The organism is Serratia sp. M24T3 (assembly GCF_000257645.1).
In the GTDB taxonomy this organism is placed as follows: domain Bacteria; phylum Pseudomonadota; class Gammaproteobacteria; order Enterobacterales; family Enterobacteriaceae; genus Rouxiella.
In genome coordinates this window covers 29017-43547 of sequence record NZ_AJHJ01000016.1, presented here as the reverse complement: position 1 = coordinate 43547, position 14531 = coordinate 29017, and the positions used below count along the sequence as shown (strand labels likewise).

General features: G+C 48.4%; 21 protein-coding genes. 20 read left to right on the top strand and 1 reads right to left on the bottom strand.

All coding sequences use genetic code 11. The features are described from left to right. Nucleotides 1–150: 150 nt before the first annotated feature. The 13 genes from SPM24T3_RS13790 (at nt 151) to SPM24T3_RS25725 (ending at nt 7880) form a co-directional block, all read left to right on the top strand. The gene (locus tag SPM24T3_RS13790) at nt 151–921 is read left to right on the top strand and encodes an antitermination protein (protein WP_009637386.1); all 771 of its coding nucleotides are present in this window, start codon (nt 151–153) and stop codon (nt 919–921) included. A gap of 450 nt (nt 922–1371) precedes the next feature. After that, complete coding sequence (locus SPM24T3_RS13785; protein ID WP_009637385.1) at nt 1372–1941, top strand: hypothetical protein; 570 nt, start codon at nt 1372–1374, stop codon at nt 1939–1941. A gap of 292 nt (nt 1942–2233) precedes the next feature. Then, nucleotides 2234–2875: a glycosyltransferase family 2 protein gene (locus SPM24T3_RS13780; protein ID WP_009637384.1), complete on the top strand. Its 642-nt coding sequence runs from the start codon at nt 2234–2236 to the stop codon at nt 2873–2875. Next, nucleotides 2856–3809, top strand: a complete 954-nt coding sequence (locus tag SPM24T3_RS13775) for a glycosyltransferase family 1 protein (protein WP_009637383.1) — start codon at nt 2856–2858, stop codon at nt 3807–3809. The genes SPM24T3_RS13780 and SPM24T3_RS13775 overlap by 20 nt, the downstream gene beginning before the upstream one ends. A 143-nt stretch (nt 3810–3952) precedes the next feature. Then, nucleotides 3953–4252, top strand: coding sequence for a hypothetical protein (locus SPM24T3_RS13770; RefSeq protein WP_009637382.1), 300 nt, complete (start codon nt 3953–3955; stop codon nt 4250–4252). 2 nt (nt 4253–4254) lie between these two features. Next, nucleotides 4255–4749 (top strand): lysozyme, encoded by a 495-nt coding sequence (locus SPM24T3_RS13765; protein ID WP_009637381.1) that lies wholly within the window; start codon nt 4255–4257, stop codon nt 4747–4749. A 226-nt stretch (nt 4750–4975) separates the two neighbouring features. Next, nucleotides 4976–5272 (top strand): hypothetical protein, encoded by a 297-nt coding sequence (locus SPM24T3_RS25730; RefSeq protein ID WP_009637380.1) that lies wholly within the window; start codon nt 4976–4978, stop codon nt 5270–5272. Next, nucleotides 5262–5390: a hypothetical protein gene (locus SPM24T3_RS26045; RefSeq protein ID WP_255346522.1), complete on the top strand. Its 129-nt coding sequence runs from the start codon at nt 5262–5264 to the stop codon at nt 5388–5390. The genes SPM24T3_RS25730 and SPM24T3_RS26045 overlap by 11 nt, the downstream gene beginning before the upstream one ends. A gap of 2 nt (nt 5391–5392) precedes the next feature. Then, entirely contained in the window at nt 5393–5668 is a 276-nt protein-coding gene (locus tag SPM24T3_RS13755; RefSeq protein WP_009637379.1) for a hypothetical protein, read from the top strand. Between the two features lie 380 nt (nt 5669–6048). Further along, on the top strand, nt 6049–6420 hold the full coding sequence (locus tag SPM24T3_RS25480; protein WP_157135302.1) for a hypothetical protein: 372 nt from the start codon (nt 6049–6051) through the stop codon (nt 6418–6420). 110 nt (nt 6421–6530) lie between these two features. Further along, complete coding sequence (locus tag SPM24T3_RS13735) at nt 6531–6818, top strand: hypothetical protein (RefSeq protein ID WP_009637376.1); 288 nt, start codon at nt 6531–6533, stop codon at nt 6816–6818. Nucleotides 6819–7015: 197 nt separating this feature from the next. Then, the gene (locus SPM24T3_RS13730) at nt 7016–7702 is read left to right on the top strand and encodes a Rha family transcriptional regulator (protein ID WP_009637375.1); all 687 of its coding nucleotides are present in this window, start codon (nt 7016–7018) and stop codon (nt 7700–7702) included. A gap of 1 nt (nt 7703) precedes the next feature. Further along, nucleotides 7704–7880 carry a hypothetical protein gene (locus SPM24T3_RS25725; RefSeq protein ID WP_192807951.1) on the top strand — a complete coding sequence of 59 codons (177 nt, stop codon included), beginning with the start codon at nt 7704–7706 and terminating at the stop codon, nt 7878–7880. Nucleotides 7881–8016: 136 nt separating this feature from the next. On the opposite strand, the gene SPM24T3_RS13725 is transcribed toward SPM24T3_RS25725, so the two are convergent. Beyond that, nucleotides 8017–8205 carry a YegP family protein gene (locus SPM24T3_RS13725; protein WP_009637374.1) on the bottom strand — a complete coding sequence of 63 codons (189 nt, stop codon included), beginning with the start codon at nt 8203–8205 and terminating at the stop codon, nt 8017–8019. Between the two features lie 277 nt (nt 8206–8482). Here SPM24T3_RS13725 and SPM24T3_RS13720 point away from each other — a divergent pair, with 277 nt between their 5' ends. From SPM24T3_RS13720 to SPM24T3_RS13690, 7 genes are all read left to right on the top strand, one after another. Further along, nucleotides 8483–9205, top strand: a complete 723-nt coding sequence (locus SPM24T3_RS13720) for a YoaK family protein (RefSeq protein ID WP_037378558.1) — start codon at nt 8483–8485, stop codon at nt 9203–9205. A 50-nt stretch (nt 9206–9255) separates the two neighbouring features. Continuing rightward, nucleotides 9256–9498, top strand: a complete 243-nt coding sequence (locus SPM24T3_RS13715) for a hypothetical protein (RefSeq protein ID WP_009637372.1) — start codon at nt 9256–9258, stop codon at nt 9496–9498. Between the two features lie 124 nt (nt 9499–9622). Then, entirely contained in the window at nt 9623–10249 is a 627-nt protein-coding gene (locus SPM24T3_RS13710; RefSeq protein ID WP_009637371.1) for a putative metallopeptidase, read from the top strand. A gap of 31 nt (nt 10250–10280) precedes the next feature. After that, entirely contained in the window at nt 10281–10760 is a 480-nt protein-coding gene (locus tag SPM24T3_RS13705) for a DUF2280 domain-containing protein (protein ID WP_009637370.1), read from the top strand. Further along, complete coding sequence (locus SPM24T3_RS13700; RefSeq protein WP_009637369.1) at nt 10747–12258, top strand: hypothetical protein; 1512 nt, start codon at nt 10747–10749, stop codon at nt 12256–12258. Before SPM24T3_RS13705 ends, SPM24T3_RS13700 begins: the two co-directional genes overlap by 14 nt. A gap of 3 nt (nt 12259–12261) precedes the next feature. Further along, nucleotides 12262–13818, top strand: a complete 1557-nt coding sequence (locus SPM24T3_RS13695; protein ID WP_037378555.1) for a DUF1073 domain-containing protein — start codon at nt 12262–12264, stop codon at nt 13816–13818. After that, the gene (locus SPM24T3_RS13690) at nt 13742–14530 is read left to right on the top strand and encodes a phage head morphogenesis protein (RefSeq protein WP_237713059.1); all 789 of its coding nucleotides are present in this window, start codon (nt 13742–13744) and stop codon (nt 14528–14530) included. The genes SPM24T3_RS13695 and SPM24T3_RS13690 overlap by 77 nt, the downstream gene beginning before the upstream one ends. Nucleotide 14531 lies beyond the last annotated feature (1 nt).

The following is a 14531-nucleotide window of genomic DNA, read 5'->3' as shown; positions in this document are numbered from 1 at the left end:
AAGCGCTCAATGGCCACTTGAAAAATGAATATCTGAGGAGGCTGTAATGAGCATTTTTGAAGTAATCCTGTCCCTTTTCAAGCCCATCACCCCGGAGCCTCAGCCAACTCACTGGCAGTCTTGGGATACCCAGCCTAGGCGGAGAAAGAAATGAATCTTGAATCGGCGACAAAGTATTTCTTCTGTAAAACTCAGTCGTTCACGGACTCATCGCGTTGTACTGGAGACACAATGACTGGTACTGACGTGTTGGGGGCTTTCGGGTTATGTCAGTCACAAGCAGAGTTAGGATTTAAGGCCTTCTTGGGGAAGTTAGGCCTTAGCCCTGAAGATTCAAAGAGAGCAATTCAACTACTGGTACAGCATGGTATGAAGCATTGCGACAAGGTTCCAGCCTTACGCAAGCTAGACACAAAGATTAAAGTGAAAGTAGTGCAAGTGCTCGCAAAATTTGCCTTCAAGGATTATTGCAGAAGCGCTTCAGGGAAAGAGCTGTGTCAAAAATGCCGGGGTCATAAGCTAATCTATCGCAACAGGCGTGTAGTCAAACATCCTGGCTGTGGTGAAAAGACTCCGGCGAGAGTAGTGAGCGAAGATGTTGGTGAATTATGCATTCACTGTAATGGGAAAGGGGAGGTATCAGTAGCGTGTCGTGACTGCCGGGGGCGGACTGTTTCTTTGGATCAGGGTGAAACAGAAAAGCAGGGATTTCCCGTAATGAAAGACTGCAAGCGTTGTCGTGGCCGAGGGTATGAACGCGTCCCTGCAGTTGACGCATTCAGAGCTATATGCGCCTTCACCGATACCATATCAGCTGCCACATGGGATAAGACGATAAAGCCATTCTATGACACGCTAATAACTCATTTGGAGAAAGAGGAGTCATGGGCAGAGCAAGCCTTAAATCGCGTTACTAAATAGTGGTGAATGAAATAGCTCACAAAAGTATCGTGAGTTATTTACTTTTTCCGAAAGTTGGGGTAAATTGCCATTAACAGTGGGTTACTGCACTTGTTAGAGCGGTAAAACATAGAAAGCCCTGATCTTAACCGGTCGGGGCTTTTCCATTTTGAAATTTAGTGATATTTTCAAACACGTTGCAGTGAATCCCCCTATGCGGTGGGGCAAATCAACTGAAGGCTATTAAAGATGCCTAAGAGCGAACCACGGTTAGTTGGCCAAAGGTTCACCGGGAGGCACCCGGCACTACAACAGGCCCTTGCAGAAATGCAGGGGCTTTTCTCATTTAAGGGCTGCCAGCTTGGCGGCCTTTTTTATTGCCCAAATTTAGCGCCGTTTTGATGATAAGAATTCGACCGTTAGTTGCATTGAGATAAAATCCCATCATTAAACGCCTATAAGGTTTTAGCTATGAAAAAACCACATGATGAGCACTTCCTAGATATTGATGATGACATGCTCAATTTTCTGGAGAAGCAGGGTGAAGACTGCATCCGAGAAATCCATCAGTCTAACTCGTTGAATAAAGAGAACGGGCAAAGGCTACTCAGTATATTGATCGTGGGTATTGGCTCATCTTTTCTGCTACTTACACAAAATCGTTATCCCGGTTTTCTTGCCGCAGGAATAGCAGTGTTCACCGTTTATTGGGCTTTATGTGCGGTTTATCTGGTTATTTATGTGTTGTCAGTCAGGCGAAGAGCTCTGGCTTCATCTACGCCTTATGCTTTGTATCATGCAGGTTATAAAGAGTTCGATGAGGCCGATCATAGTAACTTCAAGTCTAAAGGTTACACCGGAGCGCCTTCGACATTGAATATTTTGAGACGCTATCGGCTTGTCGATTTGAACGAAATTGCGGAATTGAGCAAGAATGAAAATTCCAGAATAGGGAAGGGACTTGAGAGAGTAAGGATCGCTACAATCCTTACTCCTGTTTGCGCACTTATTATTTCAGCGCTTACTTACTTTTTCTTCTGAGGCCTTCAGCAGAATCACCGACTACAGTCCAACCAGTTCGAGGATTTCTTTCGCGAGTCGGAGTAGGAGCTGGAGCTGGTTTGGGTGGTGGTGTTGGTTGAGGCTTACCTCCATCCGATGAATTTGTATTTTCAGTCATTAATTCCTCCGTATTTGTATGGTTATTTCTGAGCAATTTAACAATATCAGATAGGGAAATGCGCTCCCAGACGCTTATTCTGGCCCCATTTCAGGCTGCGCTCTCGCGTGGCTTTTTTTTGTCTGAACTCATCAATCCTTCTGTAGGAAGCTTATGCAAATCGGTGTTGGTGTAATCACTACTGGGGATAGAAAACTCCCTGACTATGTAATGCCCGACGGCGCGTTGTTGGAAGTCTTCACTGATACAAAAAGAAACGGTCCGGCATACGCTCGAAATCGTGTTCTGAAATCGCTCTACGAAAAAGGCTGTGATTATATTTTTTTAATGGATGACGATGTGATCCCACGCCGAGAGGATTGGGCTGAGTTGGCAATCTCTGCTGCTCGACATCGCGAGCTTGATTTCATTGGCTGGCCGCATGTTTTTGACTCGCCCCCTTATGGCTACGTTGACGGGGTGATGTTCTGTACTGGCGTAACCGTTCAGTTCTCCATGCTCACCCGCAAATGTGTTGAAGAGGTGGGTTACTTTGATGAACGGTACGGAAAGTATGGCCCCGAAGACGTTACCTACGCGTACCGCGCACATTGTGCTGGGCTGTGCGGTAAATCCAGTGGTTGGGAAGTCCCGTTATCCGTAGTAGCGGGGATCCACGTCGAAGACATGTTTTCAGGATTTCGAAACTCTGTTGTCTCAAGCGCAGTTAAGAAAGCTGGAATGGAAGCAGGAAATAAATTAATGGAAGACCTGGTGAGAGAAGGGGGCCCTATTTATGTTGGTTTCCCAGAATAATAGTAATTCGAACCTGTTTGCCGATCTGCGTCCGTCGACCGCGTGCGATTATCACCGTGTTGTTATGCCCTACCAGTACATGGAGCAAACCTACCTGCCGAAACCTAAGGTGCCTGTGCTTTGGTGTAACAGGATGCCCACTGGCGGGTTTGCAGAACTGATGCAAAAGAAACGTGCGGGGTATCGGATTGTCATCGACATTGATGATCACTGGCTGCTCGACGAAGGACATTACCTGTATGACCGTTTTAGAAAGGCCGGTATTAACGAAGTTATCCCACTATGCCTGAAAGAAGCAGACGCTGTAATTGTGACAACCCCTCATTTGGCTGCGCAGGTAAGGCAAGTCAATCGCAATGTTGTGGTTATCCCTAACGCTTTGCCTTACGACGAAGGCCAATTCACGACTTCACCTGATAAAGAGTCTGAAACCACATATATCTGGGCCGGTGGTGCATCCCATTGTGAGGATTTAAAACTACTACCGCATTTGCCTGAGGTTACGATCGCCGGTGTTCGTTTTGATGATCCAGAGTGGAAAAAAATACTCGGAAACTTGAAGGGGCAGCAAATTAAGCCAGCCATGAAGCTTGCCGATTACATGCAGCTTTATGACGGCCACCAGGCATCCCTGGCACCGCTGGTTGATAGCGCCTTTAACCGTTGCAAATCAAACCTGAAGATGCTGGAAGCGGGCGCGAAGGGCTTAGCATTCATTGCCTCGAAAGTTAGACCTTACTTTAATGAGGTCGATTGCGATCATGTCTTATACGCTGAAGGAAATCATGATTTCTCAAGGAAAATGAAGTCTCTCATTAAGGACAAGAACAGGCTTGAGGATTATCAGGCTTCACTTGCGGAGCATGTTCGTCTGAATTACCACATCAAAGATGCAAACGAGCTACGCCGCCAGTTATTCGAATCATTTTCTTAACAGCCCAGCGTAGACGGGCAGCCTTAACCCTATTTAGCGCCGAATGCTCAACCCTCAAATGACGCCTATTGCAATGCATTCCGGCGCTAATCCCTTCGACTACTGACACAGCCCATCTAAAGAATGGGAGTGGAACCGTGAAAATGAATCAACAGAATAATGACGGATGGTGGACACATTTCTGGGCCACGCTGACGACTATTGCCAGTGCTGCGGGCCTATCGACCGAGCAGTGGATATACGTCCTGTGTGCATTGTTTGGTGCATTACTTTCATTCAGTACCTTCCTAAACAATCGCAACGCGTTAAAGGTAAAGCAGACGCTTGATGAGAAACGTACGGACGCAATGGTCTCATTTCTCGCCGGGCATAAAGGCGATTCAGAAGTTAATCCTGCTAACGTCGCTGAAAAAGTGGAAAGCGCCATGGATCAGGTGGAGTAATTATGGCGATGTCACCGGAATTGCGGAGCAAGATAGTTAAGTTGGGCGGAGCAACCGCGATAACAATAGCGATTGCTCTGCTCGGTGGCCCGGATGGAGTGGAAGGGCAGAAAAGCGTCCCTTACCGCGATCAGGGCGGAGTCTGGACGGTATGCAGCGGGATAACCGGACCGGATGTGATTATCGGGCACCACTACTCAGACAAAGAGTGCGATGCGCTGCTAATTAAACACCTGGTGCCGGTTAAAAAGGCTGTGGATGCGGCTGTAAAGGTGCCCATCGACAACTACACCCGCGCTGCCATGTATAGTTTTGCATACAACGTCGGCGTTACCTCCTTCAAGCACTCCTCTTTACTGCGTCATCTCAACGCTGGCCAGACTACTGAAGCATGCGATGACCTTCGCAAATGGGTATACGTGAATAAGCAGAGGAATCGTGGCCTGATCAACCGGCGTGAAATTGACCGGCAAGTTTGCCTGATGGGGCAACCATGAACCGACATGGATTAGCGCTAATGCTTTTCTATTTCGCCTTTGTGCTTGCGCTATTTGGCAAAAAGGGTTGGGGCTGGTGCTTATTCATTGGAGTACTTCTCTCATGATTAACAAAATTGCCGTTGCCCTGACAGCTATCATCCTGCTGATAATTTCCCTGCTGATGTAGGCTGCCTTCCACTACTACGGTAAGTCGGTATCAACCACCGACCAACTCACTATCGCAGTGCAGCAAAAGAAAGAAGCCGAATTCATCACCCAATCTCAGGCGCTGAGCGTCGGCATATTCAACACCATTGCCGGAGCTACCCTGGATGCGCAAAAAACGAACGCCTCTGCCAGTCAGGGCCGCCAGACAATCATTAAGACGGTACTTGAAACAGCACCGTGCAATCTGGTGCTTGTTCCTGCTGCCGCTACTGACAGCCTGCGGGACCACTACAACGCAGTACGTCAAAGTGCCAGTAACGCCGATACCGGCCAGCCTGCTAAATCAGTGCCAGCCGTCACCCATGCCAAGTGACCCGTTAACTTACGGTGCAAGCGTGCTGTGGAATGAGTTACTGCTAACCGACTTGCAGAACTGCAATAGCCAATTAGATGGCATCCGCCAAATTGAAACCAATCAACAAGGTAAATAACTATGAACCATGAAAAAGACAACCTCGCTGGTAAAGACCTCGGCATTAGCGCTTGCAGTCCGGACGATTGTTCCTTTCTGGAGTTATCTGGAGATAAGCAGGCTGTAGGCCAGTACTTTGACGGCGAGGTGCCGAATGTTGGTTCAAAACTTGAACTCGTACTGCAGAAGAAAACAGAATCTGCAGATGGGACAGTGAGTGTTCAGGTGGTTTTGAGAGAAATCAAACCAGGTATTTTAACAATGCGTGAAGATTTTATTAAGGGCTTGGTTGGGTAAACCAGCAGCCAGCTTGACGGCATACGGCAAATTGAAACTGAGAGGCAGAAAGAATGAGTCCGATGCCCATAAACACTTTAGAGACCGGCATCACCGGTAATTTCAAATTTCGTCGCCAACCTATTACAGGGCTTGCAATATTACAGGTTGAAATAAACCAGCGAACCTACAGAAGGCCATCGACGCACTTTCCTGAAATTGACCGCAACTCTACTAGCTGGCGAGACGCGACAATGGAAGAGGCATACGCCATCCAGATGAAAAAAGCGACATATAACTGAGGCCAGACAGAAATGATTAAGCGTCTTTGGGCTGCTATCAAGAGCCTTTATTTCACCTCAGCCAAGACGGCTGAAACTTCAACATCCGGAGAAAACACGATGACCGATACAGCTGCAACAACTACCGATACAACGGCAACTACTGCCGCAGCAACCACTACTGATACAACCACGGCAGCAGCGACCACCACTGACTCATCAACTACGGCCGCTACCACTGATGCGAGCACAGCCTCAACTGATGCCACTGCTTCGACCGATACCACAACCGCTACGTCTACTGATACAACTACCGCAACCACTGAAACGGCTTCTACAGCCACAGACGTGGTATCGACTACTTCAGAGTCTCCTCTGGCAGAGTTTAAAGCCAAAGCAGAAGCATTTTTTAAATTCGTAGAGCAGGGTATCGAAGTGCTGGGTAAAGAAGTTGAAGTCGAACTAGTAGCGCTGAAAGATAAATACCTCTAAAAAATAGTTGGTTGAAGTAATCAATAAATAAGTTACATTTTTACCAAGCTGGCTGAATTACACATTAAGTGTCTTTCGGCTTTTTTTATGCCTAAATTTCAGGACTAAAAATGACTGTTGAAGTTACTCAAGATGATTTGAAAACTGTGCTGCAAGATAGTGAAGTGCAGTCCCTGATCATCACGAAGCTGAAAGATTTAAAAACGGATGGACTGGAAGAATCAGCCGTAAAGCAGATTACAGCGCTATTCACTGACGAAACCAGCGCGGCAACCGCCACTGATTCAAGCGCCGACTCAGCTACCGATACCGATACCGATACCGATACCGATACCGATATCAGTGCTGCCTCAGACGACACCACTGATACCTCGACAGCAGTGGAAACCGCAGCTTAAAGTCTGACCTGCATCACCCATAAGCCCCTCTACCGTGCGGGGCTTTTTTATGCCTGCAGTAAATCCCCGCGCACTCACCCGCGCTTCCAGTCCTGAGACCATTCACAAAAGCGACCTCTGAGAACGCCATCGCAGCATGGTGCGCTCAGGCATGGCGTTCTGGTGAGCAGAGGTCTCTTTTTTGAAAGGTAATAACCATGCAATTAGTTGAAATTAAAAAACTCGACCTTGTAACCAATACTGTGGCTATCGCTGGTGGGGTTGGCCGCGACCATGACACCATCATCAAGTTAGTGGATCGTAACAAGTTGGACCTTGAAGAATTTGGTGGGGTCGGATTTGAAATCCGCACCTTTGATACAAACGGCGGCAAGCAAAAGCAGAGAGTTGCTTTGCTTAACGAGCTGCAAACAACGTTACTGATAACTTATATGCGGAACAATGATGTGGTGCGTGCATTCAAAAAACGCCTCGTATCCGAATTCTTCAGAATGCGTGGAGCGCTTGCCAGCAAAAAGCTTGACCGCAACACCTCACGGCTCGAATACAAGCCAATGACTGATGCCATAAAGCATGAGCGTGAGGCAGCGGGTAAGTCCATTGCTCCGCATCATTTCAGCAATGAGGCTGATCTGATTAATCGACTGGCTATTGGCATGACGTCAGCAAAATTCCGTGTTCATCATGAGATAGACAAGAAGGAGTCTATTCGTGATTACCTGACCCCGATGCAGATCCACTGTGTTACCGAGTTGCAACGCGCCAATACGGTATTTATCAGTATGGGGTGGGACTTTGACCAGAGGAAAGAGGTGCTGAAGGGAATGTTTGATCGCAACCACCGCCAGCCTCTGATTGAAGAGCAGCACAGGCTGGCGGCCTAACATGACAAAAAGCGAATACAACCGTATCGATTATATCGAAGAAGCGATGGGGAATGCGTTTGAGCTGCTAGAGACTGGCAGGGTGGCCGCTGCGAAGGAAATAGTACACAGCATCAATCTTCAGCTACGAGTTCTCCGGCGCATCGGTGAAAAGCGATACGGAGAGGTCGACAAGTAGTAACTATATGAGAACCACTTTCACAACGGCTCTTCATTCCATAGCTCATTCACGAGTGGGCTAGATAATGACAGAAAGAGAATGAGCAATTGTTGACCAAAAAGGCCCTGTATCCGGGCCTGAGATATATCAGATGTTACACAGTCTGATCGCGAATATCAGTTGAAGGGCCATTCTTCTGAACAGAAGCAATCCCTTTCTTAGCGGCATCCTTTGAAGAATACATTTCGCTGGTTGCGATAGTCTCATGGTTATCGGCTTTAAGCAGGAAGTAAAACGGTTGAGATACAGCTTTTTCAGATTTCTTAATGACAAAGTAACCCATAATAATCTCCTTCCATGCCCTATGCATGGTTCCTCTATTTAACCGACATGCGCAGTTAAAACAAGAGGATATTTCCCAACATCTCTTCATGACAAAGTGTCTGTCTGTCTGTCGGACGTTTGATGATGATAATCAGCCTGAGATGTGTCTAGGTGTTAAGCCGGATCAATGTGACCATAATTTTCTATCAGCGACAGAAGAATAAGTTTCAAATTTCTTGTCCATTTCGAGCAATCAGCAGACTATATCTGCATGTAAAGTCACCATGGCAATCACTATGCTCACTAGTACTGAGGATGCTCGCAGTAATCGTGCCGATAGACGCTTGGCAAGCACGCTTGCTGCAGTTGCTGGGGCTCTAAATACTGCGGCATTTGAGTCTGTAGGTTTTTTTTCTGCAAATATGACCGGGAACGTCTCATCATTGTCAGCAAATCTTGCGAAGTTAAACCTTGTACCAGGTATTTTTTTTCTGTGGATTGTAGCTACTTTTATCTCCGGCGCGGTGTTCTCAACAATTATTATAAATGCAGGTCGAAGAAAGAATATTCGTTCTGTATATGCTTTAAATATCTTGATTGAGGGGGGGGCTCTGATGATACTGGGTATTGTTGAAAGCTGGTTAACACCGTCTTCTCCTGGCGTAGTATTGATCTTGAGTCTGAGTTTTTTAATGGGATTACAGAATGCAGTAGTGACTCGGATATCGAATGCACGCGTGAGAACGACTCATGTGTCAGGGACATCTACGGATATTGGTATTGAATTAGCAATGCTTTTTGACGTAGTACGTAGAAAAGAATCACCAAAAGAAGCTCCACTTTATCTCGAACGTCTTAGGCTTCATTCTTTTACACTCATTTCATTTCTATTAGGGGGGGTGGGAGGAGTATGGCTTTTCAACGCACTGGGATATCGTTTTTTAATTTTAATTGGTTTCGGACTAATCTATCTGGCAATGCACGCCACACTCCGAAAGCATTCCGATGATAATACTTAGATATCGCCGCCTCCGGGCGGTTTTTTATTGCCTTAAAATTAGGGGTTAAAATGACCATAGACGTAACCACCGACGAACTAAAAACAGCAATTCAGGCCGATGACGTAACCGCACTGATCGTTAGCAAAATCACTGAAGCCAAAACCGTTGGCCTGGCTGATGCAGTGGCAACCTCGATTGCTACACTGTTCCCAGATAGCACAGACCCTTCCGCTGATGCATCCGCTTCCAGCACTGCTGTTGCGGTTGACGATAGCGCAGACGATGAAGGCGTAGTGGCTGCTGTTGCGTAATTTATAAAATTCTGCAAAAGGCATTCAATGAGCGCCTTTGACAGAATAAACATATTGAATCCTTGGGGCGTGGTGATGAAATCACCGAGGGTAATACTCAACCAACCAGCAGGATATTCTAAAAATGGTCGATTCTATCAAAAGACCGCTGCCGCCATTAGACCCCCTTGGCTCATTCCATTTCTACACTCGTGTATACCCAGCCCCTGAAGTGCTTGAGTGGGTAAACAGCCAGATCCTTGATGAAGATGGCTCGCTCTATAACGAAGACCACGCTCACCTGATTGAAGCTGATATAAAAATCATGTGGGCGTCATCTGCATTCGAAAAGCAGGGTAGAACTGTGCTTGGTCAAGCCGAGCAAGTGGCAATGCGTGCCGGTGGCTGGCAGAAGGCCAGATTGGAGCAGCAGATGCATGAATGGTTCGGCGAGGTGCCAAAATTCATCATTACGCTGGCAGCAGACTATTGTGCCCAATGCACTGACCGTGAGTTCTGCGCGTTAGTCGAACATGAGCTTTATCACATCGGCCAGGCTAAGGATGAATTCGGCGCGCCAAAGTTCAACAAAGATGGTCAGCCAGCATTGGCGATGCGCGGCCACGACGTTGAAGAGTTTGTTGGCGTCGTACGTAGATACGGTGCGAGCGTTGAAGTCCAAGAGATGATTGACGCTGCTAAAAACAAACCAGACGTAGCAGGGATCGATATGGCCAGGGCATGCGGGACATGCATGCTGAAGTTGGCATAATTTTAATACTGTTAAATACGGATGATGAAATATGGCATCACTGAAACCAGAAGTGAAAGCCTTCATCGTTCAAGGCTTGGCATGCTTCGATACCCCTTCGCAGATCGTCGAGTCGGTAAAGAAAGAATTCTCCGTTGATATTACTCGCCAGCAGGCCGCATCTCACGACCCTACAAAGGCGGCAGGTGTTGGATTGGCCCCTAAGTGGGTTGAGTTATTTAAAAGCACCCGCGAGCGATTCCAGAACGAAATTTCAGACATACCGATTGCCAGTCGCGCCTATAGGCTGCGGGCGCTTGATCGCATGGCGACAAAAGCTGAAGGCATGAAGAATATAGCTATGGCAGCTCAGCTGTTGGAGCAAGCAGCCAAAGAGGTTGGAGAGGCTTACACTAATCGCCAGAAGGTTGAGCATACCGGTAAGAACGGCGGTCCGATTGAGTCAGCCACTTTGAGCAAAGAAGAATATAAGCAGGCTCGACAGGAGATGTTGGAGGATGACGACTGTTGAGCAGCGAAACTATGCGCGTAAGCTAGAGTGCGAGGAAGACGGGCTTTATTTTTCCCGCTATTTCTTCAAGCAGCGCAGCGGCGGCAAGATGATTATCGCCCCACATCATCGGGTAATTGACGATACGCTTCAGCGCGTCGTGAATGGTGAAATATCACGCCTAATCATTAACGTTCCGCCCGGTTACACCAAAACTGAGCTGGCCACGATAAACCTGATCGCCCATGGCCTTGCGATCAATAACCGCGCCCGCTTCATGCACTTGTCTTATTCGCACAATCTTGCACTACTAAACTCATCGACTGCCCGCGCTATTGTGAAATCCTCTGCGTACCAGTCCATGTGGCCCATGTCGCTTAAGGATGACTCGGACAGTAAGGCAATGTGGTGGACAGAGCAGGGCGGCGGCGTTTATGCATCATCCGCGGCCGGTCAGGTTACTGGCTTTCGTGCCGGGCATATGGAGCCAGGCTGGCAGGGTGCGCTAATTATCGATGACCCGGTTAAACCAGATGACGCTTATTCTGAGACGGTTCGTGACGGCGTAAACAATCGCTTTAACGAAACAATTAAAAGCCGCCTGGCCATCGAAACAACGCCGATGATTGTCATCATGCAGCGGATCCACTTTCATGACCTTAGTGGCTATCTGCTGCGAGGCGGGAGTGGTGAAAAGTGGCATCATCTCAATTTGCCGGTGCTGATTGATAACAGCAAGTCCTACCATGAAGCGTATCCAGACAACACTCATGCTATCCCGATCGAACACGGCTTGCCTGATGGATGGCTATGGGAGTTCAAGCATAACGAAACGCACCGCGTATCGCTTTTCTCGCACAGGAGAACAGCTGAGGCCCAGTACATGCAAAATCCTCGGCGATTCAATGCTGAGGGTGCGCTGTGGACGGAGGACATGGTTAACGCCTCCCATAAAATGACTATCCACCTGGAGAAATCCAGAACGGTCGTCGGCATTGACCCACAAGCCTCTAATAATCCCGATAGCGATGAGACGGGGATAGTAGTCGGATCCTCATACGGTGGCGGCAAAGAGAGAATGTACTCCCTTGACGGCGACTACTCGGGCCATTACTCCCCGAATGGTTGGGCTACTCGGGCCATAGAGGCTTATAAAACCCACGACGCGGACGCGATAGTCATTGAGACGAACCAGGGCGGCGACATGGCCGAGGAAACTCTCAAAAATGCCGGATTCATTGGTCGAATTATTCGCGTCCATGCCAGCAAAGGCAAGTATGCCCGCGCCGAACCGATATCAGCCTTGTACTCACAGGGAAAAGTTGCCCATCTCGGCAATCTCTACCAGGTGGAAAACCAATACCTCGAGTATGTGCCAGCGACTGCAAAGAAATCCCCTGACCGACTTGATGCGGCCGTTTGGGCGCTCACTGAATTAAGTGTAGGTACGGGCGGGATCAACATGAACCCTGCAACTGTTGCTCGAGCTAAATCAAGAAACCTCCATTCACGCCGGTAATCTATGACAACTAAAACTCAACGTCGTAATGCACGGCGCGCCTCGTCACGCCCAGAGCGAAAAGGGCTACATCTCGGTGCAACAGCTCGTGAACGGCTTCTAACGCCAGGCTATATCCCGACGATTGATGAAATCAAAATAATTTACGGGCCAGCTAAAACACTCGGCGTGCCCCAAGAAATAAAGATGGCTGCTGACCATGCAATGACAGGCGGTGGCGCTTATACACTCCTACAGCATGCTTTCGAAATGGGGCAAGGCTTTGGTGGCGCACCCTCGTTCATGGGCTATGCCGCGCTGTCCAACATTTCACAGAATGGCCTGATCCGTGCGTGTGTAGAAACGACTGCGGATGACATGACGCGTGAATGGATTGAAATTGTTGAGGCCGACGTTAAAGGCGGTGGTGACGAGTCGGAAGTAAAGAAGACCATCGAAGATGCGATGATCGATTACAAAGTTCGCGAGGTATTCCATAAGGCAGCTGAGCTAAATGGGTACTTCGGCGGCTGCCTGATTTTCATCGATACAGGCGTATCAGGCGAAACATTGAAGCTGCCGCTAGATATATCTGATAAATCGGCCGAACTAAGTAATTTCAAACGCCTGACCGTAGTCGAGCCAATCAATATTTTCCCCGGTCGATACGAGTCAACCGATCCGCTCAGCCCCAAATATTTCAATCCAGATACCTGGTGGATATTGAGTAAAGAGGTCCATTCAAGCCGCCTCATCCGCATCGTGGGCGACGAAGTGCCGCTTATGCTGAAACCGTCCTATAATTTCCTCGGCATTCCTCGGGCGCAAATTCTTTATGACTACGTTCTGCATTTTCAGGATGCGCGCGCTGCGGCGACCAGGCTACTTGAAAAATTTAGCCTGACCATTCTCAAAACTGACATGCAGGACATTCTTAGCAACCCAAACTCGACCGGTTCGCTAGATGCCCGTCTCGATTACATGAACTCCTATCGGTCAAACGACGGCACCATGGCTATCGATATGGAGATGGAAGACATCGTGAACGTGGTTACGCCACTTTCCGGTGTCACGGATATCGTGCGTCAGCAACTTGAATTCGTCGTGGCTATTAACCGCACACCGGCCGTTAAAACCATGGGCATATCGCCTGCAGGCTTTAACACTGGCGAAGCGGACATTACCAATTATAACGACCACGTCTCGACGGAGCAGGGCAAGTTGTTCCGGGCTGGTCTTCAGAAGGTTCTCGACATCATCCAGATTGTGAAATTTGGGCAGATCAATAAATCGGTCAGCTTCAAATTCCGCAGCCTCAACGAAGATGACGATGCCGCGATAGCCACCACGCAGAACACCAAAGCCGAATCGGATTCTTACTACCTCGACCGCAACGTCGTATCGCCGCTTGAGGTGCGCAAGAAGATTGCGGCGGATCCTAACTCTGGTTATGCCGATATCGATGTCAGCGAGATGCCGACTAGCCCGCAAGATGAGGATATGTATGCGAACATCGAAAACAGCCAGGCCGACGCGCGGGAACATGGGGATCGAGAAGGCCTATCAGAGGAATTTGGTTGATATTGTCGATGAGATGAATAACTCGATCTGCTATTGGATTGAGGCCGAATATAAGCGCCAAATGCCCGTCATCGCGCAAGACGCTAATCCAGCCAAGGCGATGGCCACCAAGCTATCAAAGCTGCTCAAACAATGGCGCAAGCGCTTTAACGAGCACGCGGAATTAACGAGCAGTTGGTTTGTGCGCTCGACTGACCAGGCCGTTTCATCATCAACGATTCACGCGCTAAACACCGCCGGCATGTCGGTGAAAATGCAGAACACCCCCGAAGTGAAAACTGTCTTGGCTGCTACCTACCGCACTCAGGTCAGCCTGATAAAGAGTATCCCCGAGCAATATCTCACTCAGGTTGACGTCCTCGTGCAAGAGAGCGTATCCCGTGGTCGTGATATTGCCTGGCTCAGGGACGAACTACAGCAGCGCTATGGTGTTACCCGGCGACGCGCAATCGTGATTGCCCGCGATCAGAACAACAAGGCCACACAGGCGATAGCGATTCAGAGAAATCTGTCCGTGGGGATTGCCGAGGGGATATGGGTACATCATAGCGGCGGCAGCAAAACCTATCGTCATTCCCACGTTAAGGCGGGAGAGGATAAGCTGCGTTTCAGCCTGGCTAAGGGGGCTTTCATTGACGGTGAGTGGATAATGCCAGCTGAGCTAATTAACTGTAAATGCACCTTCCGGCCGGTCGTGCCGGGATTCGATTAAT